This is a genomic window from Rhodospirillum sp. A1_3_36 (assembly GCF_047263945.1).
Classification (GTDB): Bacteria; Pseudomonadota; Alphaproteobacteria; order Rhodospirillales; family Rhodospirillaceae; genus Rhodospirillum.
Genome location: NZ_JBLAVB010000011.1, coordinates 78,474 through 100,859 on the forward strand (window position 1 = coordinate 78,474; position 22,386 = coordinate 100,859).

A 22,386-nucleotide genomic window follows, 5' to 3' on the forward strand; every position below is an offset into this window, starting at 1 on the left:
CGACGAAAACACTCAAGGATCAGTGCCCCATGATCGTCCATCCCCCTGCGTCCTCCCTTGCGGCCCATCGCGAAACCATCCGCACCATCCCCTTTGCCGACGAGGCGCAGGTCGCCCTGGACCGCATCGAAGCGGCAGACGTCGACGCGAAGACCCGGGCGGCCATATCCGCCCGCGCCGTCTCGTTGGTTGAGCGCATGCGCGCCGCCGGAGCGGTCAATATGATGGAGTCCATGCTCGCCGAATACGGCCTGTCCACCGAGGAAGGCGTCTCGTTGATGTGCCTGGCGGAGGCCTATCTACGGGTGCCCGATGCGCTGACCATCGATGCCCTGATCAAGGACAAAATCGGCGGGCGCGACTGGGCCGAACACGCTGGGGAAAGCGGATCCATGCTGGTCAACGCGTCGACCTGGGGGCTCATGCTGACCGGCGAGCTCTACGACGAAAGCTGGGCGGAGGACTCCCTGCTCGGATCGGTTCGGCGCATGGTCCGCCGGGTGGGCGAGCCGGTGGTGCGTGCCTCCGTCGCCCAATGCATGAAGATCATGGGCGCGCAATTTGTCCTGGGCCGCACCATCGAAGAAGCCCTGAAGCGGGGCGAGGACATGATGGCGAAGGGCTACAGCTATTCCTTCGACATGTTGGGCGAGGGCGCCAAGACCTCGGAAGACGGGACCCGCCATTTCCGCTCCTACGCCCAGGCCATCGCCGCCATCGGTGCCCGGGCCAAGCACCTCGACCCCCATGCCAACCCCGGCATTTCCGTGAAGCTCTCGGCCCTGCATCCGCGTTACGAGACTGTGAACGCCAAACGTGTCCTGGCGGAGCTCGTGCCCCGCCTGTCGGCCCTGGCGGAAATGGCAGCAGCCCAGAACATCGGTCTGACCGTGGACGCCGAAGAAGCCGACCGCCTGGACCTCTCCCTGTCGGTCATGGAAGCCGTCTTGCGGAACCCGAATCTGGCCAATTGGGACGGCTTCGGGATCGTTGTCCAGGCCTACGCCAAGACCGCCTTGCCGGTCATAGACTGGATCGTCGCCCTGGCCGAAGACCTGGATCGTCGAATTGCCGTGCGGTTGGTCAAAGGCGCCTATTGGGATGCGGAAATCAAGAACGCCCAGATCCTGGGTCAACCCACCTATCCCGTCTTCACCCGCAAGGTTCTCACCGACGTTTCTTACATGGCCTGTGCCCGCCGTCTGCTGGATGGGGGAGACCGGGTCTACCCCATGTTTGCCAGCCATAACGCCCAGACCACGGCGGCCATCCTGGAGGTGGCGGCCCCCGAGGCCCGCTTCGAGTTCCAACGTCTGCATGGCATGGGCGATGGCCTGCATGAACTGTTGCGCAAGGACGCGGGCAAACCCTGCCGCATCTATGCCCCCGTGGGCGTGCACAAGGATCTGCTGGCCTATCTGGTGCGCCGCTTGCTGGAAAACGGAGCCAACAGCAGCTTCGTCAACCGGGTGATGGACGAAACCGTCCCCCCCGCCGACCTGGGCCGGGACCCTGTGGAGCTGGCCCGTGCCCTGCCCTGCCTGCCCCACCCGGGCATCCCCCTGCCCCCGGCCCTGTTTGGCGCAGAGCGGGGCAATTCCAAGGGCTGGAACCTGAACACTCCGGCCATGGCCGAGGCGCTGGACAGGGCCATGACCCCCTATCGGGAGGCCACCTGGACCGCGGGTCCCCTGATTGGCGCCGCCCCTGCCGCTGCGGGTGGGGAGGCCCTGACCAATCCCGCCGATCGCCGGGAGGTCGTCGGCCATGTGACCTGGGCGACCGCCGGAGACGCGGATAAGGCCCTTTCCCAAGCAGTGGACGCTTTTCCGGCCTGGCGCGACACCCCCGTCGCCGACCGGACCGCAATCCTGGATCGGATCGCCGACCTATACGAAGCCAAGACCGCCGAACTCTGTGCCATTCTGACCCGGGAGGCGGGCAAGACACGCCTGGACGGTGTTTTGGAAGTGCGCGAGGCCGTCGATTTCCTGCGCTACTACGCGGCGCAGGCCCGGAAGACTCTGGCCGATGGCGGCCGCCTGGGCCGAGGTCCCTTCGTCTGCATCAGCCCCTGGAACTTCCCGTTGGCCATCTTTACCGGACAGATCGCTGCGGCCCTGGCCGCCGGCAACACCGTGGTCGCCAAGCCCGCCGAACAGACCCCGCTGATCGCCCACGCCGCCGTTCTGTTGATGCGCGAGGCCGGATTACCCGATGCGGTTCTCTCCCTGCTGCCCGGTGACGGCGCCACCGTCGGCGCCGCCCTGACCGGCGATCCCCGAAGCGCGGGCGTCTGCTTCACCGGATCGACGGAGACGGCCATTCTCATCGACCGGGCCCAGGCCAAAGCCGGAAACGGCGCGGCCCCGCTGGTTGCCGAAACCGGTGGCCTGAATGCCATGATCGTCGATTCCACAGCCCTGCCCGAACATGCCGTGCGCGATATCGTCAACGGTGCCTTCCAAAGCGCCGGTCAACGCTGTTCCGCCCTGCGCGCCCTGTTCATCCAGGACGACATTGCCGACTCCCTGCTGCATATGCTGGAGGGAGCGGTGAAGGAGCTGAAGGTGGGCGATCCCTGGGATCCGGCCGTGGATGTCGGTCCGGTCATCGATGCCGAAGCCCGAACCACCATCGGCGACCACTGCACGGCCCTGACCAAGGCGGGCAAGCTGCGCTTCGCCCATCCCATGAAGGGCGTGCCTTTCTCCGGAGATTTCGTCGCCCCCACCGCCTTCGACCTGTCCGATTTCGCCGAACTGAAGCATGAGATCTTCGGCCCGGTCCTGCATATCATCCGCTTCAAGAACCGGGACCTGGACAAGGTCGTCGATACCATCAATGCCGCCGGATACGGCCTGACGCTGGGTGTGCACAGCCGGGTGGACGCCCATGTGGAACGCATCTGCCGCCGCGCCAAGGTGGGCAACATCTACGTCAACCGGAACCAGATCGGCGCCGTCGTGGGCGTGCAACCCTTCGGCGGCGAGGGGCTGTCCGGCACCGGCCCCAAGGCGGGTGGCCCGGCCTATCTCTCGCGCTTCACCACCACCAAGGCCCCCCTGGCCCCCCCTGCCGTTGACGTCGCGCCCATCCATGTGACAGCCCGGACAGAAAGCCCCATCCCTGCGGCGCAAGCGGCCCTCGCCCTGGCAGAGGGATGGTCGGCCCACCCGGACCGGTTGTCGATCCTGCGGGCTGCTCTGACCCAGCTGCCCACCGGCCTGCAGGATACCGCAGGCTGGGCCGTCGACCGGGCGGAGGCGGCGGGACTGACCGCGCCCACGGAGGACCTGCCCGGCCCCACGGGAGAGAGCAACCGCCTGTCCCGCCATGGCCGGGGTGTCACGCTTTGCCTGGGCAGTGGCGCCAATGGCTTGCCCGCCTCCCTCGCCCAGGCGATTGCCGCCTTGGCTGCGGGCAATCCGGTGCTCCTGATGGGCAAGGGTGCAGTCCATGCCGCCCCCCTTGATGCGGCCCTTGTCTCTGCCGGGGCGCCAAAGGGCTTGGTTCAGGCCATCGATGCGCCGGACCGGGAGACCCTGGCCGCCACCCTGCCACACCTGGGTCTGGTGGTGGTGGAGGACTACAAGTCTTCGGTCGCCCTGCGCCAAGCGCTCGCCGCCCGCAGCGGCGCACGGATTCCCCTGATCGCCCTGTCCGATGGCTGGGAACGCTTCCAAGTGGAACGCGTCGTGTCCATCGACACCACCGCTTCCGGAGGCAACGCCTCGCTCCTCACCCTCGCTGAGGGATGAGGAGAGTTTTTGGACCTCACGCCAGTCCGCTTGCGCGGACGGCTCCGGTGGGGCGCGCTGACCGCGCGGCACCCCGTCGGGTGCTTGGAACAGGTCATGACGCGCTGAGGGATGAGGAGAGTTTTTGGACCTCACGCCAGTCCGCTTGCGCGGACGGCTCCGGTGGGGCGCGCTGACCGCGCGGCACCCCGTCGGGTGCTTGGAACAGGTCATGACTCGTTGAGGGATGAGGAGAGTTTTTGGACCTCACGCCAGTCCTCTTGCGCGGACGGCTCCGGTGGGGGGTGACAGCCCCCACCGGTTCGCGGTATCCCTCGACATCCTATCCGGTGATCTGTTCCCGGCCACCGACCGCTGTTGTCAGGGACCCCCCCATGTCCGACTTCATCCGCGATCTCGCCATACCCGACGTGAAGGTCATACGTCCCGTCAAACATGGAGATCACCGGGGCTATTTCTCGGAAGTCTACAATAGGGAAGCCCTGGCGAAGGTCGGCTTCTCCCTGGATTTCGTCCAGGATAACCAGTCCTTCTCCCAGGCCCCCTGGACCCTTCGGGGACTGCATTTCCAAATCGGTCCCTTCGCCCAAGCGAAACTGATCCGGGTTCTCCAAGGATCGGTCTATGACGTAGCCGTGGACCTGCGCGAAGGATCACCGACCAAAGGTCGATGGGTCTCGGTCATGCTGTCTGCGACCACGGGGAATCAGATTCTCATCCCCTCCGGCTTCGCCCATGGCATCCTGACCCTGGAGCCCGATACGGAGGTTCTTTACAAGGTCACGACTCATTATTCCCCGCCCCATGATAAAGGATTGGCCTGGGACGACCCGGATCTCGCCATTGACTGGCCGCTGGAAGGCAATGCCCCCATCCTGTCGGACAGGGACACCAAAAACCCCCGATACGCCGATATGGCCCCCACATTCGGTCCCGATGGTGCGGGGTTGACCCCATGATCACACCGCGCAAGGTCCTGGTCACCGGCGGGGCCGGCTTTATCGGCTCCGCCGTGGTCCGTCATCTGGTGAGCGACCTGGGCGTCTCCGTCATCACCCTGGACGCCTTGACCTACGCCGGAAACCTTGCCTCTCTGGCCCCGGTCCTGGGCAATCCCATGCACCGCTTCGTCCAGGGCGACATCCGCGACGGTGCTTTGCTGGCCGACCTGTTCGCCAAAGAACGCCCCGACGCGGTTCTGCATCTCGCGGCGGAAAGCCATGTGGACCGTTCCATCGATGGTCCAGCGACCTTCATCGACACCAATATCACCGGCACCTACACACTACTGGAGGCGGCACGAGCCCATTGGTCGACCCGACCCGCAGGGGCCCGCTCGGCTTTCCGCTTCCACCACGTTTCCACCGACGAGGTCTATGGCTCCCTTGGCGCCGAGGGCCTGTTCACGGAGACCACCCCTTACCAGCCCAATTCCCCCTATTCCGCCTCCAAGGCCGCATCCGACCATCTTGTTCGGGCCTGGCATCACACCTATGGTTTGCCGGTGGTGACCACCAATTGCTCCAACAATTACGGTCCCCGCCACTTTCCGGAAAAACTGATCCCCCTCATGATCCTGAACGGGTTGGAAGGCAAGCCCCTGCCCGTCTATGGTGATGGTCTGAACGTGCGGGATTGGCTGTATGTGGAGGACCACGCGCGGGCCCTTTGGGCCGTGCTGACCCGGGGCCGGGTCGGGGAGACCTATACGATCGGTGGCAATGCGGAGCGGACCAATCTGGAGGTGGTCAACACCATCTGCACCCTGCTCGACGAAATGGCCCCCGCAGCAACAGCCCATTCGGCCCTGATCACCTTCGTCACCGACCGCCCTGGTCACGATGCCCGCTACGCCATGGACACGACCAAGATCACAGCGGAACTGGGCTGGAGACCGGAGAATACCTTCGAAAGCGGTCTGCGGAAAACCGTCCGCTGGTACCTGGACAACCGCCCCTGGTGGGAGGACATCCGATCCGGAACATACCAGGGGCAACGGCTGGGCCTGACCGAAGCCCCCCCCGAACCATGAGCGGCCTTCTGCTGACCGGCGCCAATGGGCAGGTAGGATGGGAGGTGGCCCGCAAAGCCAAGGCCCGAGGCCTGACTCTCCATGCCCTGGACCGGGCCGCACTTGACATCACCGACCGAAACGCCGTCGCCCGAATGATCCTCCGCCTCGCCCCCGAAGTCGTTGTCAATGCGGCGGCCCATACTGCCGTGGACAAGGCCGAGTCCGAAGAGGACCTCGCAGGCGCCATCAACCGGGAGGGTCCAGCCCACCTGGCCGAGGCATGCGCCGATGTCGACATCCCCCTGATCCACCTGTCCACAGACTATGTCTTCGATGGCACCAAAAACGGCCCCTACCTGGAGGATGACCCCGTTGCCCCCCTGGGCGCCTATGGCCGGACCAAGCTGGCAGGGGAGGAGGCCATCCGCGCCACCACCGACCGCCATGCGATCCTGCGCACCGCCTGGGTCCACGGACTCCACGGCAGAAACTTCGTCAATACCATGCTGCGGTTAGGCCGAGAGCAGGACGTGCTCCGCGTCGTGGAAGACCAGGTGGGCTGCCCCACCTTCGCCGGCGATCTGGCCCAGGCAATCCTTGACCTCGCCCCTCGGCTGGTGGCGAAAACCGCTGGACCCGAGGGTTTTGGGACCTTCCATTGCGCAGGCCAGGGGGCCACCAGTTGGCATGGTTTCGCACGAACCCTCTTCCAGCTCGCCCGCCCCTGGTATGGCCAGGGGCCAAAGATCAAGGCGATCCCCACCAGCGCTTATCCCACCCCCGCCAAACGGCCGGCCAATTCCATTCTGGACGGGGCCAAACTCGCACGGATCCATGGCATCCGCCTCCGTCCCTGGACCGAGGCCCTGGAGGCCATGCTGGCCGAACGCGCCAAACAGACCGGAGAAGGCTCCCCACCATGAAAGGCATCATCCTCGCCGGAGGGACGGGCACACGCCTGCATCCGATCACCCGGGCCGTTTCCAAACAGCTTCTGCCCGTCTACGACAAACCCATGATCTATTACCCGATCAGCACCCTGATGCTGGCGGGAATCCGCGAGATTCTGATCATCACCACCCCCCACGATGCCTCCGACTTCCGCCGCCTGCTGGGCGATGGCTCCCAATGGGGGGTGGAGCTGTCCTATGCAGAACAACCCCATCCCGAGGGTCTCGCCCAGGCCTTCCTGATCGGCGCGACCTTCATCGGTTCAGACGCCTGCGCCCTGGTCTTGGGGGACAATATTTTCTTCGGGACGGGACTAACCGACCGACTGCGCGCCGCAGCCGGACGAAGGGACGGCGCAACCATCTTCGGCTACAATGTGCGCGATCCCGAACGCTATGGCGTCGTCGCCTTCGATGGGGAAGGCAAAGCCACATCCATCGAGGAAAAACCCCAAGCGCCCAAATCCAGTTGGGCGGTCACCGGTTTGTACTTTTACGACAACCGGGTGGTGGACATCGCCCGCTCCATCACCCCCAGCCCCCGGGGGGAGTTGGAGATTACCGACATCAACGCCCGCTACCTGACGGAAGGTGCGTTAACCGTGGAGCGCCTGGGCCGCGGCTTCGCCTGGTTCGACGCGGGCACCCACGACAGCTTGGTGGAAGCCTCCAGCTTCGTGAGGACCGTCGAGACCCTGCAAAACACCCGCATCGCGGTCCCCGAGGAAATCGCCTTCATGAATGGCTGGATTTCCATGGCCTCCCTGGCTGAACAGGGCGCGGCAATGGGCAAAAACAGCTACGGACAATATCTGCTTCGTCTGGTCGAGGACCAGAGTCGTTCCTGACGCAAGCAGGCTATGGGAAGAGGTGACGCCGCAATCCATTTCCGTTACCTTCCCTTTCCAATGGATTCAACCTGGACCCCGATCGTATAATCATGGACCCTATAGACCGACGGCGCCCCTTGCGTGTTCGTCCCATGCTCGGCACCCGTGTCGATGTTCTGACCCGGTTGGATGGCGCAATTCGCTTGGCCCAGCCCCGTTTGACCGCACCGAACGTCTCCCTTCGATACGTTCCCGACCGACGAATACTGGACCCGGAGAGCGTCGCGGCCTATTTCTCACATATCGCCAGAGCCCTTTGGCCCGGGCCCGAGGAATTGGCCCTGGCCATTCTGGACGATATAAACAATGAAGCCGTCCCCCGGTGGATCCAAGTGCGGGTCACCGCCCAATCCCCGGGGGGATTCGATCATCGAGTGGTTGTGGAAGACCACCAACCCCAATGGCGCCCCGACTGGAGTGGCGCGCCCGTGGGCGATACCGGAGCCCCTTAGAACCACCATGGCCGCCTCACCTACGGATCCGAAAGGGTACTATCGCATTCTGGGCTTGTCCCCGGACGCGACCGAGGCCGCCATTAAAAAGGCCTATCGCCACAAGGCGATGATCCTCCATCCGGACCTCAACAAAAGCCCCAATGCCGTGGCCGAGTTCCAGCGGCTGAACGATGCTCACCAGACCTTGGCCGATCCCAAAACACGGCGGGCCTACGACACCCTCGCTGCCACACCACCACCCAGGGATCCCCCACCCCAACGCCCCCGTCCAGGAGCCCAAGCCTACGCACATGCGCAAGCTCAGGCCAACCGGGCACAGGCCAACCGAACCCAAGCAAACCGAACCCAAACAAACCGGACCCAAACAAACAAGGCCCAAACAAACCGGACCCAAACAAACCGGACTCAAACCGGGCACGCACATGCGACGCCGCCGCCGGGCCAGAAAGCCGCCCTCGGCCCCCAGCCCTGCGCTGCCTGTGGTCAGGTCACCGCCCAGCCGCGCTTCGTGATCCTCGAAAAAGTCACCGGACTGGGCCTGCGGGTAAAGCGGGAGCCGATCACAGGTGTATTCTGCCGCCGCTGCGCAGAGCGCTATGCATTTCTGGCAAGCCTTCACTGCTGGCTGAAGGGCTGGTGGGCCATTCCCTCTGGCCCCTTCCAGACAATCGCCGCCCTTTGGGTCAACCTGCGCGGCGGCCTCAAGCCGCCCCGGGAAAACAGTCAATTGCTGCTCCGTCAAGCCCGGGCCTTCCTGGCCAGAGGCGACCGCGCCCTGGCCCAGGGGCTCGCCAACCAGGCGCTTGCCCTGGCCCCGGACCCAGGCCAGGACCGCCTGAACGCGGAACGCATGCTCAACGCCATGGGGGCCGAACCGGAGCGACGGTTGCGCAATGTATGGAGCGGCCCTGGATCCGGCTTTTGGCTGCAACTGACACCACCGGTCGGGATCGCCCTGATGATCGGCCTGATCACCCTGCCCTGGTACCGACCCAGCCTGATCTCAACACAACCCGTACCCACCGCAGCCCAGACACCATCGCCGCCCGTCCCGGTCGGAACGTCGAGACCCCTTAATCGGGCCAGCACACCCGTGGCACCGGTGACCCTACCCCAGGGACGGATCCATTCCGTGGCCGCCCCCACCGTGGCCCTGCGCACCGGACCGGGCACCCAATACGAGGCGGCGGCCCTCGCCAAGCGTGGGACTTTCCTTGTGGTTCTGGAGGTGGACGCCGATGGCATTTGGGCCCGGGCCATGACGGCCCAAGGGCTGGTGGGCTTCGTCCCGCTGGAGCTTCTGCGCCCCATCGCCGCCGAAGAGACACCGCCCGGACCCGCAGACGGATCTGCCCCGGAAGCGGGCCCAGGAGCAGGAAAGCGCAAAATACCCTCTCCCCTGTCCAAGCCACCTATGCCGCTCTCACCTTAGGCTGCGGCACATCTCCCGCCCGTTGGCTCCAGACCACTCCGGCGACCACCAGGAACATCCCCACCCCCTGGATCGGCCCGGGCCGCTGATCCAGCAGCCCCCATCCCAGCAGAACCGCAGACAGAGGGCTCAGGAAGGCCAGGGCAGAGGCCCGGGCGGGTCCCAACAGAGCCAATCCCCGGAACCAAAGGACATAGGTCACCGCCGCCCCAATCAGCCCCAGATACCCCAGGGAAAGGGCCTGTCCCACCGTCGGTGCGGGCCAAGCGGGCTCCAGAAGCAAGGCCGCAGGGACTAGCAAGACTCCCCCTGCCACCATCTGCCAAGCGGTCAAAGTGAGTGGGGGTACGTTGGCACCCCATTTCCGAGTGAGCACCGTTCCCAAGGCCATGGAGACCGCCCCTCCCAGGGCCGCCACCACCCCCAGGCCATCCACCACCAATCCCGGAGCCAGGACCAGCAGCCCGACGCCCGCCATGCCCAGAACGGCCGCTCCCACGGCTCCGGGGCGAATGGCCGTACCGAGCAGCGGCCATGCCAACAAGACCACCAGCAGAGGCTGGGAGGCCCCCAGGGTCGCCGCCAATCCCCCCGGCAAGCGAAAGGCTGCCAAAAAGAGCAGACCCCAGAAAAAGGTAAAGTTGAAGGCCCCCAACACCAAGGCCCGTCCCCACCAAATCCCCGTTGGCAGGCGCCGGACCAACAGCAGCAGCAGCAGCCCTGCGGGCAAGGCGCGCAGGCAAGCAATGGTCAGGGGATAGCCCGCAGGAAGACCTTCCGTAGCGACGATATAGGAACTGCCCCAAATGGCCGGAGCCAAAGCGGTCAGCGCGAGATCCACGCTCCGAATCCTGGTCACGGCCGCCTCCCGCACGCCGGATGCGACAAGGTCGGGGCCAAAGGTCGCCCTTCTGGGGGCGAGTTTGGGTGAAATCGGGAAGCACTCTCAAGCATTGAACAGCTCCTTCATGGCGGTTTCCATCTCCCCCAGACCTAGCCCCCTTACCGAAAAGTGATAATACTGACTCTTTTCCCATCACTCGAAACTCAGGGGATCGAATATGGATAGCCTTCGGATCCTCCGCGCCTTCTGCCTCACCGTTGAGGAAGGCAGTTTTGCCGGTGCAGCCCGGCGCTTGGGGCTCACCCCGGCGGCAGTGGGCAAGATGATCGCCGGACTGGAGGCGGAGCACGGCGTGCGCCTGTTCCATCGCACCACCCGACGCATGAGCCCCACCCAGGCGGGCCAGGAACACCACCGCCGCGTTTCCCGGATACTGGAAGATCTGGAAGAGGCCAACCGCGCCCTGGACCCCCAACGCGACCGCCCGTCGGGGTCCCTGCTGGTCAGCGCACCCATGACCCTGGGACTCACCCACCTATCCCCAACCATCCCCGGATTCCTGTCCCGCTACCCAGAGATCACCCTGGACCTGCGCCTGGATGACCGCCGGGTGGATATCATCGGTGAAGGCTTCGACTTGGCCATCCGGGGCAAGGCGATTTTGGAAGACAGCGATCTGGTCGCCCGCCCCTTGATGACCCTGAATCATGTGGTCTGCGCCTCACCGACCTACCTCGCAGCCCAGGGAGAACCCAGGGAGCCAGAGGCCTTAGCCGGGCACGATTTGATCCGCTTCTCCCTGAGCGGGCATGCGAACAGTTGGACCTTCAAGAAAGGAGAGCGCCAAGTCAGCATCCCGACCCGGGGACGCTATGCGGTGACCAACAGCCTTGCCATCCGCGAGGCCCTTCTGGCCGGAGCGGGCATGAGCCTGATCCCCGAAACCTATGTGCGAGCGGACATCGCCGCAGGACGGTTGAAAGCGGTTTTAACGGATTGGTCAATGATCGAGATCACCGTTTACGCCATCTACCCTTCGCGACGATTGCTCTCGCCGAAGGTCAGGGTCTTCCTGGATTATCTTCTGGAAAGCTTGGATCGGGAGGCGGTTATTCCGGAGGCCTACGCCGCCGATGGAGGGTGAGGCCAATTTCGTCCAAGACCTTCTGTTCCTTTTGGTCCCGCTCCTCGCGCTCCTTCTTCTCCCGGTTTTCCTGGGAGATCTCCACCACCTTCAAGGCCCGATAGGCCTCGGCAAGGTTATCACGGGCGTCATTCAGGGCTGCCTCCAACCGCCGCCGGTGTTCGGCCAGGGACTCCTTGTCCGCCAAATGGCGGGCCACGTAGGCCCCCAAGGTGAAGCCCAGCTCCGGATGTTCCCTGGCGAAGGCTTCCTCCTTGCCCATGGCCGCGTCCAGATCCGCCTCCCGGGCGTTCAACTCACCTTCGGCCCGGTAGAGCTCGCCCAGCATGCGCTGGCATTCGTCCACCTCGAAACGGCGCAGTCGGATCAGGGCTTTCAGGTCCTTGGCCATGGGTCCTTACGGTCCTAACGCTGGCGTCGGGGGGGCACGGGGAAAGCCTTGGCCTGGTTGCCCTGCCCCGGAGCCTGGGCATTGCGATTGGCCTCGGACTGTTGGGCCCGTTCCCGCTCCTCTTCCGCAGCAGCCGCCGCCTGAAGGGCCGGCATGATCGCCTGGGTCAGCCAAGCATAGCCCGTATCCAGGTCCGTCCCCTCGTCCTTGCGCTGGGACAGAAAGGCCTCCAAGGGATCATGGACCTGGATGGCCATGTCCACCTGGGGGTCCGACCCCATCCGATAGGCGCCAAGGCGGATCAATTCTGCCATGTCCTCGTAGGACGACATCAATCGCCGGGCCTCACCCACCAACAGGTTCTGTTCAGGCGTGTTACAGCCGGGCATGGTGCGTGACACGCTGCGCAGGATGTTGATGGCCGGGTAGCGCCCCCGTTCGCCGATGGCGCGATCCAACACGATATGGCCGTCCAAAATGCCCCGCACGGCATCGGAAATGGGCTCGTTGTGGTCGTCCCCCTCCACCAACACAGTGAACAGACCTGTGATGGTGCCCGATCCCTCCCGCCCCGGTCCGGCCCGCTCCAACAGCTTGGGCAATTCGGCGAAAACCGTTGGCGTATAGCCCTTGGAGGCCGGGGGTTCGCCCGCAGACAGGCTGATCTCCCGCTGGGCCATGGCAAAGCGGGTCACACTGTCCATCAGGCAAAGGACGTCCAACCCCTGGTCCCGGAAGTATTCGGCCACCGCCAAGGTCATATGGGCTGCCTGTCGGCGCATCAAGGGGCTTTCGTCGCTGGTGGCGACCACGGTGACAGAACGGCGTAGCCCCTCCTCCCCCAAATCATCCTCGATGAATTCCCGGGCCTCGCGACCGCGCTCGCCGACCAGCCCCATGACAATGACATCGGCTGTGGTATGGCGGATGAACATGGACATCAGCGAGCTCTTACCGACGCCCGACCCGGCGAAGATCCCCATCCGTTGGCCCTTGCAACAGGTCAGGAAGGTATTGATCGCCCGCACACCCAAATCCAGCTTGCCCCCCACCCGTTGGCGGTCATGGGCGCTCAGGGGGGTGGCGCGAATGGGCACCCGGGCTTCCGCCGTTGGCAGGGGTCCCTTGCCATCGACCGGTTCGCCCATGGCGTTGATCACCCGGCCCAACCATCCCTTCGTCGGGTGAATGGCGGGGACACCCTCGGACAGCTCGGTCCGGCACCCCAACCCCACCCCGTCCAGGCCGGTGAACGGCATGAGCAGGGCGCGACCCGCGCGGAAGCCCACCACCTCGCAGGGGACCCGTCGGCTATCCCGGGCCACAACCCAGCAGCGGTCCCCCACGGACAGGCTGGTCTGAACACCGCCGATTTCCACCAACATGCCCTGGACACCGACCACCCGCCCATGGATGCGCCGCTCAGGCACCTTGGCGAGGTCGTTGATGATCGAGGAAAAGAGCTGGCTCATGGGCAGGCGGACCACTTCAAAAAAAAGGGATTTGCCGAGACGATACGCCCTCTCCTCTTAATGACAGCTAAAAATCCCCCGTCTATCCTTCCCTTGACCGGTGGCCCGCCAATCGGGCAAAACCCGGCCCTCAGGCTGAAAACTTTAGAATCCCTGTCCCATTATTAAGCCACAGAAGTTCCACCGAGAAACAAAGAAAGCATCGCAAATGTCCGATTTCGCACAAAAAATCAATTTTCCCACTTGTCACGACTCCGAGATCCTTTTACCTTAATGAAGGTTAACGCAGCCGATCAAAATCCGTTAAATCGAGTTCAAATTTAACGGGGTGCGTTTGATCGAGAGTCAAAAAAGCCGCGCGATCTGAGGCCCCCTAAAAAGAGGGTCCCCTTTTCCGCGAAACGCTTCAGGCCAACCGACCGATTCCAAATGGCGGCGAGCGGCCCACCATCCCAAGGGAGCAGTACCATGCGCGTTTTGGTGATTGAGGATGATGCAGCCACGGCCAAGAGCATCGAGGTGGTCCTGAAGAAGGAAGGTTGGGTGGTCGACACCACCGATTCCGGCGAGGACGGCCTGGAGATCGGCAAGCTTTATGAATACGACATCATCCTCGTCGACCTGATGCTGCCGGACATGGACGGGATGGAGGTCATCCGCCACCTGCGGGCCTCGCGCATCAACACACCGGTGCTGATCCTGTCTGGCCTGACAGAAAGCGAGCGCAAGGTAAAGGGTCTGGGCGCAGGCGCCGACGACTACCTGACCAAACCCTTCGACAAATCCGAACTGGTGGCCCGCATGCAGGCGATCGTCCGCCGCTCCATGGGCCATTCCCAATCCGTGGTTCACGTGGGCAAGCTGGCGGTTAATCTGGACGCCCGCACCGCCGATGTGGGGGGAGACCCGGTGCACCTGACCGGCAAGGAATACGGCATTCTGGAACTCCTGACCCTGCGCAAGGGCTCGACCCTGACCAAGGAGCAGTTCCTGAACCACCTTTACGGCGGCATGGACGAACCCGAGCTGAAGATCATCGACGTCTTCATCTGCAAACTCCGCAAAAAGCTGACCCAAGCCACCGGCGGAGTGAATTACATCGAAACCGTCTGGGGCCGGGGTTACGTGCTGCGCGACCCAGCCGAGCCCCCCGCGCAACAGGCGGCCAACGGCTGATCGTCTGCAGGACCAGCGCAATACCAGCCCCCCCTCTGGACCCACCGGTTTATCTGGCGGATCCCACATTCCAATCAAAAGCCTCAGCCACTGCATACGACAGTGTCTCGTCTTTTTTGGGCGATTGCCCAAACCCATTTGGGGGCAAATGCCCCTAATCCCCCATTTTTTTATGGCTTGGGGTCTGGGGCCTTTCGGCCCCGGCCTCGCCAAAGAGGGGGGGGGACGGGGCAAAGCCCCGTGGCTGGACAGCACCGACTGTCGTGTCCCGTGAGCCTCAGCCCCTGGTCGCGCCCTGAGCGGCGGCTAGGCGATCGTCATCCTCCCAAACTTTTTGAAAGGATGGCCGGGCGGTGATCCGCTCCACGAAGTCTGTAAAAACGGGCCGCTCCGGCACCAGGCCAAACATCATGGTCCAATGGAGCGCCACCCCCCATTGCAGGTCGGCGAGGCTCATCCGCTCGCCCAAAATGTACGGCCCCTGAGACAAGGCGCCTTCGAGCACGGACAGCATGCTGTCGTAATCCCCATAGGGCGCCCGGGAAGGCGGGCCGGGATCGGCCTTGTTCGCCTTATCCATCAGCGCCGGTTCGAAACAAGAGGCGTAATAAACCATCCAACGAAGATAGGACCCCCGGGCCGGATCGGTCACTCCCGGCGCCAATCCCTTTTCCGGATACAGGTCCCCCAGGTATAGGGCGATGGCAATCTGTTCGGTGACGATGATCTCCCCATGGCGGAGAGTCGGCACCTTGCCCAAGGGATTGACTGCCAGGAACTCGGGCGACCGGTTCTCTCCCTTCGACAGATCCAACACATGGAGGGCATAGGGGATCCCAAGTTCCTCCAACAGGATGCGGCTGCCCGACGCCCGGGTTTGGGGCGCGTAATACAGGGTCGGAGGCGTTTGGCTTGTCATGGCTCACGGTTTCCTTATGCAAGGGTCAGGGGGTCGGGATCGACGGTCCATTCTCCCTCGCCTAACCTGTCAAAACCTGTCAGGTTCACTCCCTGGGTTGCAAAAATAATCAGAGGGCGGGGATGCGTGCGAGCAGACTTCTAAACATCCTGACCACCCTCCAAGCCCGGGGCCGCGTCACCGCCCCGGAGCTCGCCCGGGAAATGGGCGTCACGCCCCGCACCATTTACCGTGACATGGATCATCTCTCCCAGGCCGGTGTCCCCGTCTACAGCGACCGTGGGCCGGAGGGCGGCTATCGGCTGCTGGACGGCTACCGGGTTCGCCTCAACGGTCTGTCCACCCAGGAGGCCGAAGCCCTGTTCCTGACCGGCTTACCCGAGCAGGCCGCAGACCTGGGGCTTGGCTCCGTGCTGGCCAGCGCCGAGCGAAAGCTCACCGTGGCCCTGCCCGAAGACCTGCGCCACAGCGCCGAGCGGATCCGCGAGCGCTTCCACCTGGACACCCTGAGTTGGTTTGGTGAGCGGGAGCACCCGGCCCACCTTGGCGCTCTGGCCGACGCCGTTTGGAAGCGAAAGCGGATTGAAATGCGCTACCGCTCCTGGCGGTCGGAAAAGAGCGTCACGGTAGACCCCCTGGGCCTCGTTCTCAAAGGGGGGGCCTGGTACATGGTCGCCAGGACCGGAGACGAGCCGCGCACCTATCGGATCTCCCGGGTACTGGACCTCTTGGTTACCGACAAGCCCTTTGATCCGCCCCGCGACTTTGTCCTCGCAACCTATTGGCAGGAGAACACCCGCCGCTTGGATGCGGAAATCTATCCTCTCTCCGTCCGGGTCCGCCTGTCGGAGCGTGGACTGGAGCTGGTCCGCCATCTCCACGCCCCCTTCGCCGTTGCGCGCATGACGGTGTCGGAAGAGACCGACGCCGACGGCTGGCGGGAGGCAACCTTGCCCGCCGCCGCGCCAAAAGAAGCCGTCTTCGACTTCCTCCGCCTCGGCGCCGAGGCGGAGGTACTGGAGCCGCCGGAGCTCCGCACGCTTCTGGCGGACACAGCAGCGTTGATGGCCCACCGCCATACCCCGTGTTGATCAGAGTGTCTTCGAGGAAGACGGGGCGCCGAACGCATCCACCGCAAAGGTAAGGAAACTCCGAAGACGGGGCGTCATCGTTCGATCCCGATAATACAGGAGAGACATGGGCCGGGACGGGAGACACCAATCCTCCAGAATCGGGACCAATAAGCCGGCTTGAATGTCGGCCTCCAACAAAAGGGCAGGCTGGAGGATCACCCCCAATCCGGCCAACCCCGCTTGGCGCACCGCTTGGCCGCTGTTGACCACGACAGGCATGGCTGGTGTCACCGTGACCACCTCTTCCTCGTCCCTCCCCCGGGACAACCGCCAAGGCGAGGCAGCCGAAGGCGTGAACCCCACGGCCTCATGTCCGGCAAGGTCTTTGGGGTGGCGCGGGATCCCCTTCCGAGCCAGATAGGCAGGCGCGGCGCAGATGATCATGCGATAGGGCGACAGCGGTCGGGCGATCACCGGGCCATCGGCGATCGTTCCGATCCGAAAGGCGACATCGACCCCCTCCTCGACCAGATCCACCCTCCGATCGGTCAAAAGAATATCCAACGTCACATCCGGCGCCCGGTCCCGATAGGTGCCGAGAGCCGGAACAAGCTTTTCCGCACCAAAGGAAACCGGCGCTGTCACCCGCAGAATCCCCCGGGAATGGGGCTCGCCGTCGCCCAACGGCTCGCGGCAGAGGGAGCCCGGGTCGCGCTCCTGGGTCGACGCGCCGCGCCCCTTGAGGACGCCGCCGCTTTCGTGACCGGTCAGGACATCACCATTGATGGCGGATATACACTCGGTGGCCTGAGACCATAATACTGGAACGCCGGTATTACGCCTTGCTCTCGCCTCATAAGAAGCGTTCAATGCGCCCATGTCCTGGGTAACGAGAAAACTTGACATGCTGGTCGCCGCAGTGTGCGCCACTGCGGCGGGCATGACCGCGTCCCAGCTACAGGCCTTCATCCATCAATATCTGCAACGCCTGGGCGGCCATGTGGACGAGGCCCGGGTAAGCCTTCAAACCGTGCTGGAGACCGCCAATCCCATCGGCGGCCCCACACCAGAAGCCTTGGCCCCCGTTGCCGCACGCATTCAGGAGCGCATTGACGTGCTGGTCAATGGCTATCAGGCCATCCAGTCCGCCGACACCTGGACCCGGCCCTTCGCCTTTTTCCGCCATGCGGATCCGGCCATCGCCCAGGCCGCCTTTAATCAATTTGAACCGGCGCTTCCCCTCAGCCCGGACAGCCTCGTCTTTACCCTCGCCGGAATCGTCCTAGCCCTTGTGGCCTGGGAAATCTTCAAATTCCCGTTCTCCCTGGCCCTCTCTGGGGTCGATAAGTCGCGGAAAAAGCGCAGGATCTTCGACAGCCGCAGTGAGCCCTTGACCTAAAGTCCCGGGAATGGGAGAAATTGGATCCAATATTCAATCCTCGAACTGGATGCCCGTTCCCATGTCCTCTTCCGATTCGACATCCACAGCTCGCGCCCTCCGAACTGGGGGCGAAATCCTGGCCGACGCCCTCATCGCCCTGGGAGCGAACACAGCCTATTGCGTGCCCGGGGAAAGCTATTTGGCCTTCCTCGACGCCGCCCACGACCGGGCCGATCGGCTGCGCCTGATCACCTGTCGTCAGGAAGGGGGCGCGGCCTACATGGCCGATGCCCATGGCAAGCTGACGGGCGAGCCGGGCATCCTGTTCGTTACCCGGGGGCCGGGAGCCTGCAACGCTACGGTCGGGGTCCACACCGCCATGCAGGACGGGACGCCGATGTTGCTGTTCGTCGGTCAGGTCGACCGGGGCATGCTCGGACGGGAAGCCTTCCAGGAAGTGGACATGGCGGCTTTCTTCAAGCCCCTGGCCAAGTTCACCGCCACCGCTGACACCGCGGAGCGTTTGCCCGAGCTCGTGGCCCGAGCCTGGGCTGCGGCGACCTCTGGCCGCCCCGGTCCGGCAGTCATTGCCCTTCCCGAAGACATGTTGACCGAAACGGCCACTGTCGCTGACCCGCGCCCCTTTGCCCAACCGGAACCCGCCCCCCAGGCCGCCGACATGGAGCGCCTGCAAGAGATGCTGGAGGCCGCCGAGCGCCCCTTGCTGATCGTCGGCGGCAGCACCTGGACCCCCAACGCCGCCCGGGCTATCACCGCCTGGGCCGAGGCGGCGGGCCTGCCCACCATCGCCTCCTTCCGCCGCCAGGACGTCGTTCACAATGACAGCCCCGTCTATCTGGGAGAGCTCGGCTATTCGGCGAGCCCGGCGATCAACGCCCGGGTCAAAGCTGCAGACCTGATCCTGCTGGTGGGCGACCGCATGAGCGAGGTGCCCAACCAGGGCTATACGCTGATTGAAAGCCCTCAACCCAAGCAAACCCTGATCCATGTCTTCCCCGATCCGGAGGAAATCGGTCGCGTTTTCCGCCCGGACCTGGGCATTGTCTCGGCCATGGCACCCTTCTGCGCCCTTCTGCCTTCCATTGACGGGGGAGAGCGCTGGGCCGATTGGCTGGCCGAAGGTCGGGCCGAACGGGCCGAGAACCTGATCCCGCCGCCCTGTTCCGGTCCTGTCGACATGGGCGAAATCATGAGCGAAATCGCCAAGCGCCTGCCCGAGGATGCCATCCTTGCCAATGGGGCCGGCAACTACACCGGCTGGTCCCAGCGCTTCCTGCCCTATCGGACCTTCCCCAGCCAGTTGGCGCCGGGCAATGGCTCCATGGGCTATGGCGTCCCCGCCGCCATCGCCGCCTGTGTCGCAGCGCCCGGGCGCCGGGTGATTGGCTTCGCCGGGGACGGCTGTTTCCTGATGAACGGCCAAGAGTTGGCCACCGCCATGGCCCACGGGTTGGCCCCCATCCTGATCGTCATCGACAACGGCATGTACGGCACCATCCGCATGCACCAGGAGCGGGAATACCCCGATCGCGTCATCGCCACCGACCTGCACAACCCGGATTTCACCGCCCTGGCCAAGGCCCATGGTGCCCTGGCCTGGACCATCGAGAAGACCGAAGATTTCGTTCCGGCTTTCGAAGCCGCCTTGGAGGCCACTACCGCAAGCCTCATCCACATCAAACTGGATCCGGAGGTCCTGACCCACCGAGGCACCCTGTCTGGCCTCCGCGCCAAGGCAAGGGCGGCCAAAGCGGCCTCCTGATCCCACTCCCCCCTTTCATTTCCCTTTCGAACACCCGGAGAAGACCCGTCCATGACCGCCTCCCTCGCAGCCACCGCCCAGGACCTTCTCGCCCGCATGGGCGTTGACGCCTCCCTCGTCACCGGTGGCCCACTCACCGTCACCTCCCCCATCGACGGCTCCGAGATCGGCGCCGTCACGCCGAGCGCGGCCTCCGACGTTTCGGCCCTGGTCGCCCGCTCCCAGGCCGCCTTCCAAGCTTGGCGTCAGGTACCTGGCCCCCGCCGGGGCGAGCTGATCCGCCTGCTGGGCGAAGAACTGCGCGCCCATAAGGACGACCTGGGGCGGCTTGTGACCATCGAATGCGGCAAGATCGTTTCAGAGGGCCTGGGCGAGGTCCAGGAGATGATCGATATCTGCGATTTCGCCGTCGGTCTTTCCCGCCAGCTCCATGGCCTGACCATCGCCAGCGAGCGCCCGGGTCACGCCATGCGCGAGACCTGGCATCCTCTGGGTCCCGTGGGTGTGATCAGCGCCTTCAACTTCCCCGTGGCCGTCTGGTCCTGGAACACCGCCCTGGCCCTGGTCTGCGGAGACAGTGTGATCTGGAAGCCGTCGGAGATCACGCCCCTGACCGCGATGGCCTGCACCAGCCTGCTGAAGCGGGCCATGGACAAATTAGGCGCGGATGCCCCCGCCGACCTGATCCAACTGCTCATCGGCGACGGCGCCGTGGGCGAGGCCCTGGTGGACGATCCCCGGGTCCCGCTGATCAGCGCCACCGGCTCGACCCGCATGGGCAAGGCCGTCGCCCCCCGGGTCGCCGCCCGCCTGGGCCGCAGCATTCTGGAACTGGGCGGCAACAATGCCGCCATAATCCGCCCCACCGCCGACCTGGATCTGGCCGTGCGCGGCATCTGCTTCTCCGCCGTAGGCACCGCCGGACAGCGCTGCACCAGCCTGCGCCGGATCATCGTCCACAGCGCCATCCGGGACGAGCTGGTGCAGCGCTTGAAGACCGCCTATGCCAGCATCCGCGCCGGTGACCCCCTGGTGGACGGCACCTTGGTTGGTCCGCTGATCCACGAAAAGGCCTTCGCAGACATGGACGCCGCCCTGGCCCAGGCGAAAGCCGAAGGTGGCACCGTTCACGGCGGGGGCCGTGCCCAGGTGGCCGGACGCGAGGCCGGGTTCTATCCCGTTCCGGCCCTGGTGGAGATGCCCGCCCAGACAGCCATCGTGGAGACCGAAACCTTCGCCCCAATCCTCTACGTCCTGACGGCGGACAACCTGGACGAGGCCATTGCCCTGCAGAACGCCGTGCCCCAGGGCCTGTCCTCCTCCATCTTCACCAATGACCTGCGTGAGGCAGAGACCTTCCTGTCTGCGGTGGGCAGCGACTGCGGCATCGCCAATGTGAACATCGGCCCCAGCGGGGCGGAAATCGGCGGCGCCTTCGGGGGAGAGAAAGATACCGGCGGGGGGCGCGAATCCGGCTCCGACGCCTGGAAGGGCTACATGCGCCGGGCGACCAACACGGTGAACTATTCCGGTGCCCTGCCCCTGGCCCAGGGCGTGAAGTTCGATATTTGATCTCCAGATCCCGCTTAATTTTCAGGCGGGATAGACGACAGGACGGGCGAGCGCGTAGACTGCGCTCGCCCGTTTCCGTGTTGCCATAGGATCACCGTGCTCAATACCCTGGGTCTCTGGATCATTCCCCTGGCCGCCGCCCTTGGCGCCCTGATTGGTTGGCTGTATTCTCGTGCAACGACGCCCCGCGCCGCCACGCAGGACGGCCCTGCCTCCTCCCCGAAGCCGCCCGTCGTCGCCCCTGATGCCCCGATTTCTGACGACGCCTTGGCGCTGCCTCCCAACCCGACGCCGGAGCCAGAAGCCGAAGCCGAAGCCGAAGCGACAGCAGATCCAGAACCGACACTGGAGGAGCCCCTCTCCCCCTCCCGGATTCCCCATCGCCCCCAGGTCCCCCCTCGACCCTCCACGCAGGCGCCTATCCTGGATTGGGTGACACATGCAGAAACCCTCGACAGCGATGGATTCGCTTCAGAAGCGCGGGAAATCATGGCCGTTGCCCTGGACCGCTGCGCCACGGCCGTCTCCTCCAACAGACGCCCCGAAGCCGGAGATGCCCTGACCCGGGCCCTGGAAGTCGCCACCAAAATGGCCGACCAGGGTGCTTTGGGCCGCGCCCATGCCCTTCTGGGCCGCCTGTCCGAACGCATGGAAGACAAGGATGGCGCCCATGAGCATTACCTCACGGCCCTGGAACTCTATGAGAATCTCAATGACCGCCGAGGTATCGGAGCGACCTGCGAACTGCTGGCCCGGCTCCATGCCCATTTGAATGATCCGGAAGGGGCAGAAGCCTATTGGCGCTACGGTCTGTCCTTGGCCACAGCCCTGGGTGACCGTAAGGAAGAGGCCCGTATTCTGGGCATTCTGGGCCGCCTCGCCACCCTGAATGGCGACCTGGAAACGGCTGAAGACCTGTTCCGCGAGGCCATGACCCTGGAAGAAGCGCTGGGTCACCCGCTGGAAGAGGGCTTCCTGACCGTGGAGCTCGCCCGCCTGGAGCGAACCCGAGGAAACGAGGATACGGCCATCCTCCTCTTTGACGCTGCCCTCGCCCGACTGGAGGAGGCCGGCGCCGCCTCAGAGGAACTGGATCGCCTGCGGGGCGAGCGGGACGGAGAGGACTAAA

General features: G+C 64.6%; 20 protein-coding genes. 15 read left to right on the forward strand and 5 right to left on the reverse strand.

What is annotated here, in order from left to right:
* Nucleotides 1-29 precede the first annotated feature (29 nt).
* From putA to ACLIRY_RS19555, 7 genes are all read left to right on the forward strand, one after another.
* Entirely contained in the window at nt 30-3,761 is a 3,732-nt protein-coding gene (putA, locus tag ACLIRY_RS19525; RefSeq protein WP_413207100.1) for a bifunctional proline dehydrogenase/L-glutamate gamma-semialdehyde dehydrogenase PutA, read from the forward strand.
* 374 nt (nt 3,762-4,135) lie between these two features.
* Nucleotides 4,136-4,720 carry a dTDP-4-dehydrorhamnose 3,5-epimerase gene (rfbC, locus tag ACLIRY_RS19530; RefSeq protein WP_413207101.1) on the forward strand — a complete coding sequence of 195 codons (585 nt, stop codon included), beginning with the start codon at nt 4,136-4,138 and terminating at the stop codon, nt 4,718-4,720.
* Nucleotides 4,717-5,793, forward strand: a complete 1,077-nt coding sequence (rfbB, locus tag ACLIRY_RS19535) for a dTDP-glucose 4,6-dehydratase (protein ID WP_413207102.1) — start codon at nt 4,717-4,719, stop codon at nt 5,791-5,793. The genes rfbC and rfbB overlap by 4 nt, the downstream gene beginning before the upstream one ends.
* The gene (rfbD, locus tag ACLIRY_RS19540) at nt 5,790-6,698 is read left to right on the forward strand and encodes a dTDP-4-dehydrorhamnose reductase (protein ID WP_413207103.1); all 909 of its coding nucleotides are present in this window, start codon (nt 5,790-5,792) and stop codon (nt 6,696-6,698) included. Before rfbB ends, rfbD begins: the two co-directional genes overlap by 4 nt.
* Nucleotides 6,695-7,573 carry a glucose-1-phosphate thymidylyltransferase RfbA gene (gene rfbA / locus ACLIRY_RS19545; RefSeq protein ID WP_413207104.1) on the forward strand — a complete coding sequence of 293 codons (879 nt, stop codon included), beginning with the start codon at nt 6,695-6,697 and terminating at the stop codon, nt 7,571-7,573. Before rfbD ends, rfbA begins: the two co-directional genes overlap by 4 nt.
* A 92-nt stretch (nt 7,574-7,665) precedes the next feature.
* Nucleotides 7,666-8,067: a hypothetical protein gene (locus ACLIRY_RS19550; RefSeq protein WP_413207105.1), complete on the forward strand. Its 402-nt coding sequence runs from the start codon at nt 7,666-7,668 to the stop codon at nt 8,065-8,067.
* A 7-nt stretch (nt 8,068-8,074) separates the two neighbouring features.
* Nucleotides 8,075-9,502, forward strand: coding sequence for a DnaJ domain-containing protein (locus ACLIRY_RS19555; RefSeq protein ID WP_413207106.1), 1,428 nt, complete (start codon nt 8,075-8,077; stop codon nt 9,500-9,502).
* Here the strand turns inward: ACLIRY_RS19555 and ACLIRY_RS19560 are convergent.
* The gene (locus ACLIRY_RS19560; protein ID WP_413207107.1) at nt 9,483-10,361 is read right to left on the reverse strand and encodes an EamA family transporter; all 879 of its coding nucleotides are present in this window, start codon (nt 10,359-10,361) and stop codon (nt 9,483-9,485) included. The genes ACLIRY_RS19555 and ACLIRY_RS19560 overlap by 20 nt on opposite strands.
* A 202-nt stretch (nt 10,362-10,563) precedes the next feature.
* Here ACLIRY_RS19560 and ACLIRY_RS19565 point away from each other — a divergent pair, with 202 nt between their 5' ends.
* Complete coding sequence (locus ACLIRY_RS19565) at nt 10,564-11,490, forward strand: LysR substrate-binding domain-containing protein (RefSeq protein WP_413207108.1); 927 nt, start codon at nt 10,564-10,566, stop codon at nt 11,488-11,490.
* Here ACLIRY_RS19565 and ACLIRY_RS19570 read toward each other — a convergent pair.
* Nucleotides 11,456-11,881, reverse strand: coding sequence for a flagellar export protein FliJ (locus tag ACLIRY_RS19570; protein ID WP_413207109.1), 426 nt, complete (start codon nt 11,879-11,881; stop codon nt 11,456-11,458). The genes ACLIRY_RS19565 and ACLIRY_RS19570 overlap by 35 nt on opposite strands.
* 14 nt (nt 11,882-11,895) lie before the next feature.
* Nucleotides 11,896-13,353 carry a flagellar protein export ATPase FliI gene (gene fliI, locus ACLIRY_RS19575; protein ID WP_413207110.1) on the reverse strand — a complete coding sequence of 486 codons (1,458 nt, stop codon included), beginning with the start codon at nt 13,351-13,353 and terminating at the stop codon, nt 11,896-11,898.
* Nucleotides 13,354-13,821: 468 nt separating this feature from the next.
* Here fliI and ctrA point away from each other — a divergent pair, with 468 nt between their 5' ends.
* A complete protein-coding gene (gene ctrA, locus ACLIRY_RS19580; protein ID WP_413207111.1) occupies nt 13,822-14,529 on the forward strand; it encodes a response regulator transcription factor CtrA in 708 nt (235 codons plus the stop codon).
* A gap of 277 nt (nt 14,530-14,806) precedes the next feature.
* Here ctrA and ACLIRY_RS19585 read toward each other — a convergent pair whose 3' ends face one another.
* Nucleotides 14,807-15,448, reverse strand: a complete 642-nt coding sequence (locus ACLIRY_RS19585; RefSeq protein ID WP_413207112.1) for a glutathione S-transferase family protein — start codon at nt 15,446-15,448, stop codon at nt 14,807-14,809.
* A gap of 122 nt (nt 15,449-15,570) precedes the next feature.
* On the opposite strand from ACLIRY_RS19585, the gene ACLIRY_RS19590 reads away from it, so the two are divergent.
* Nucleotides 15,571-16,539 (forward strand): helix-turn-helix transcriptional regulator, encoded by a 969-nt coding sequence (locus ACLIRY_RS19590; RefSeq protein WP_413207113.1) that lies wholly within the window; start codon nt 15,571-15,573, stop codon nt 16,537-16,539.
* Here the strand turns inward: ACLIRY_RS19590 and ACLIRY_RS19595 are convergent, their stop codons facing one another.
* Nucleotides 16,540-17,205 carry a LysR substrate-binding domain-containing protein gene (locus ACLIRY_RS19595; RefSeq protein WP_413207162.1) on the reverse strand — a complete coding sequence of 222 codons (666 nt, stop codon included), beginning with the start codon at nt 17,203-17,205 and terminating at the stop codon, nt 16,540-16,542.
* Between ACLIRY_RS19595 and ACLIRY_RS19600 the strand changes: the two genes are divergently transcribed.
* The 5 genes from ACLIRY_RS19600 (at nt 17,185) to ACLIRY_RS19620 (ending at nt 22,385) form a co-directional block, all read left to right on the forward strand.
* Nucleotides 17,185-17,340, forward strand: coding sequence for a hypothetical protein (locus ACLIRY_RS19600; RefSeq protein ID WP_413207165.1), 156 nt, complete (start codon nt 17,185-17,187; stop codon nt 17,338-17,340). The genes ACLIRY_RS19595 and ACLIRY_RS19600 overlap by 21 nt on opposite strands.
* Before the next feature lie 58 nt (nt 17,341-17,398).
* On the forward strand, nt 17,399-17,920 hold the full coding sequence (locus ACLIRY_RS19605; protein ID WP_413207114.1) for a DUF2937 family protein: 522 nt from the start codon (nt 17,399-17,401) through the stop codon (nt 17,918-17,920).
* Between the two features lie 61 nt (nt 17,921-17,981).
* Nucleotides 17,982-19,685 (forward strand): thiamine pyrophosphate-binding protein, encoded by a 1,704-nt coding sequence (locus ACLIRY_RS19610; RefSeq protein WP_413207115.1) that lies wholly within the window; start codon nt 17,982-17,984, stop codon nt 19,683-19,685.
* Between the two features lie 51 nt (nt 19,686-19,736).
* Nucleotides 19,737-21,257 (forward strand): aldehyde dehydrogenase family protein, encoded by a 1,521-nt coding sequence (locus ACLIRY_RS19615; RefSeq protein ID WP_413207116.1) that lies wholly within the window; start codon nt 19,737-19,739, stop codon nt 21,255-21,257.
* A 96-nt stretch (nt 21,258-21,353) separates the two neighbouring features.
* Nucleotides 21,354-22,385, forward strand: a complete 1,032-nt coding sequence (locus ACLIRY_RS19620; RefSeq protein WP_413207117.1) for a tetratricopeptide repeat protein — start codon at nt 21,354-21,356, stop codon at nt 22,383-22,385.
* Nucleotide 22,386 lies beyond the last annotated feature (1 nt).

What these genes read in the sequence shown, in the direction of transcription:
- putA (WP_413207100.1), top strand. Translation starts at nt 30, where the DNA reads ATGATCGTCCATCCCCCTGCGTCCTCCCTTGCGGCCCATCGCGAAACC.
- rfbB (WP_413207102.1), top strand. Translation starts at nt 4,717, where the DNA reads ATGATCACACCGCGCAAGGTCCTGGTCACCGGCGGGGCCGGCTTTATC.
- rfbD (WP_413207103.1), top strand. Translation starts at nt 5,790, where the DNA reads ATGAGCGGCCTTCTGCTGACCGGCGCCAATGGGCAGGTAGGATGGGAG.
- ACLIRY_RS19550 (WP_413207105.1), top strand. Translation starts at nt 7,666, where the DNA reads ATGGACCCTATAGACCGACGGCGCCCCTTGCGTGTTCGTCCCATGCTC.
- ACLIRY_RS19605 (WP_413207114.1), top strand. Translation starts at nt 17,399, where the DNA reads ATGTCCTGGGTAACGAGAAAACTTGACATGCTGGTCGCCGCAGTGTGC.
- ACLIRY_RS19590 (WP_413207113.1), top strand. Translation starts at nt 15,571, where the DNA reads ATGCGTGCGAGCAGACTTCTAAACATCCTGACCACCCTCCAAGCCCGG.
- ACLIRY_RS19610 (WP_413207115.1), top strand. Translation starts at nt 17,982, where the DNA reads ATGTCCTCTTCCGATTCGACATCCACAGCTCGCGCCCTCCGAACTGGG.
- ACLIRY_RS19570 (WP_413207109.1), bottom strand. Translation starts at nt 11,881, where the DNA reads ATGGCCAAGGACCTGAAAGCCCTGATCCGACTGCGCCGTTTCGAGGTG.
- ACLIRY_RS19615 (WP_413207116.1), top strand. Translation starts at nt 19,737, where the DNA reads ATGACCGCCTCCCTCGCAGCCACCGCCCAGGACCTTCTCGCCCGCATG.
- ACLIRY_RS19600 (WP_413207165.1), top strand. Translation starts at nt 17,185, where the DNA reads ATGGGGCTCGCCGTCGCCCAACGGCTCGCGGCAGAGGGAGCCCGGGTC.
- rfbA (WP_413207104.1), top strand. Translation starts at nt 6,695, where the DNA reads ATGAAAGGCATCATCCTCGCCGGAGGGACGGGCACACGCCTGCATCCG.
- fliI (WP_413207110.1), bottom strand. Translation starts at nt 13,353, where the DNA reads ATGAGCCAGCTCTTTTCCTCGATCATCAACGACCTCGCCAAGGTGCCT.
- rfbC (WP_413207101.1), top strand. Translation starts at nt 4,136, where the DNA reads ATGTCCGACTTCATCCGCGATCTCGCCATACCCGACGTGAAGGTCATA.
- ACLIRY_RS19555 (WP_413207106.1), top strand. Translation starts at nt 8,075, where the DNA reads ATGGCCGCCTCACCTACGGATCCGAAAGGGTACTATCGCATTCTGGGC.
- ACLIRY_RS19585 (WP_413207112.1), bottom strand. Translation starts at nt 15,448, where the DNA reads ATGACAAGCCAAACGCCTCCGACCCTGTATTACGCGCCCCAAACCCGG.
- ctrA (WP_413207111.1), top strand. Translation starts at nt 13,822, where the DNA reads ATGCGCGTTTTGGTGATTGAGGATGATGCAGCCACGGCCAAGAGCATC.
- ACLIRY_RS19565 (WP_413207108.1), top strand. Translation starts at nt 10,564, where the DNA reads ATGGATAGCCTTCGGATCCTCCGCGCCTTCTGCCTCACCGTTGAGGAA.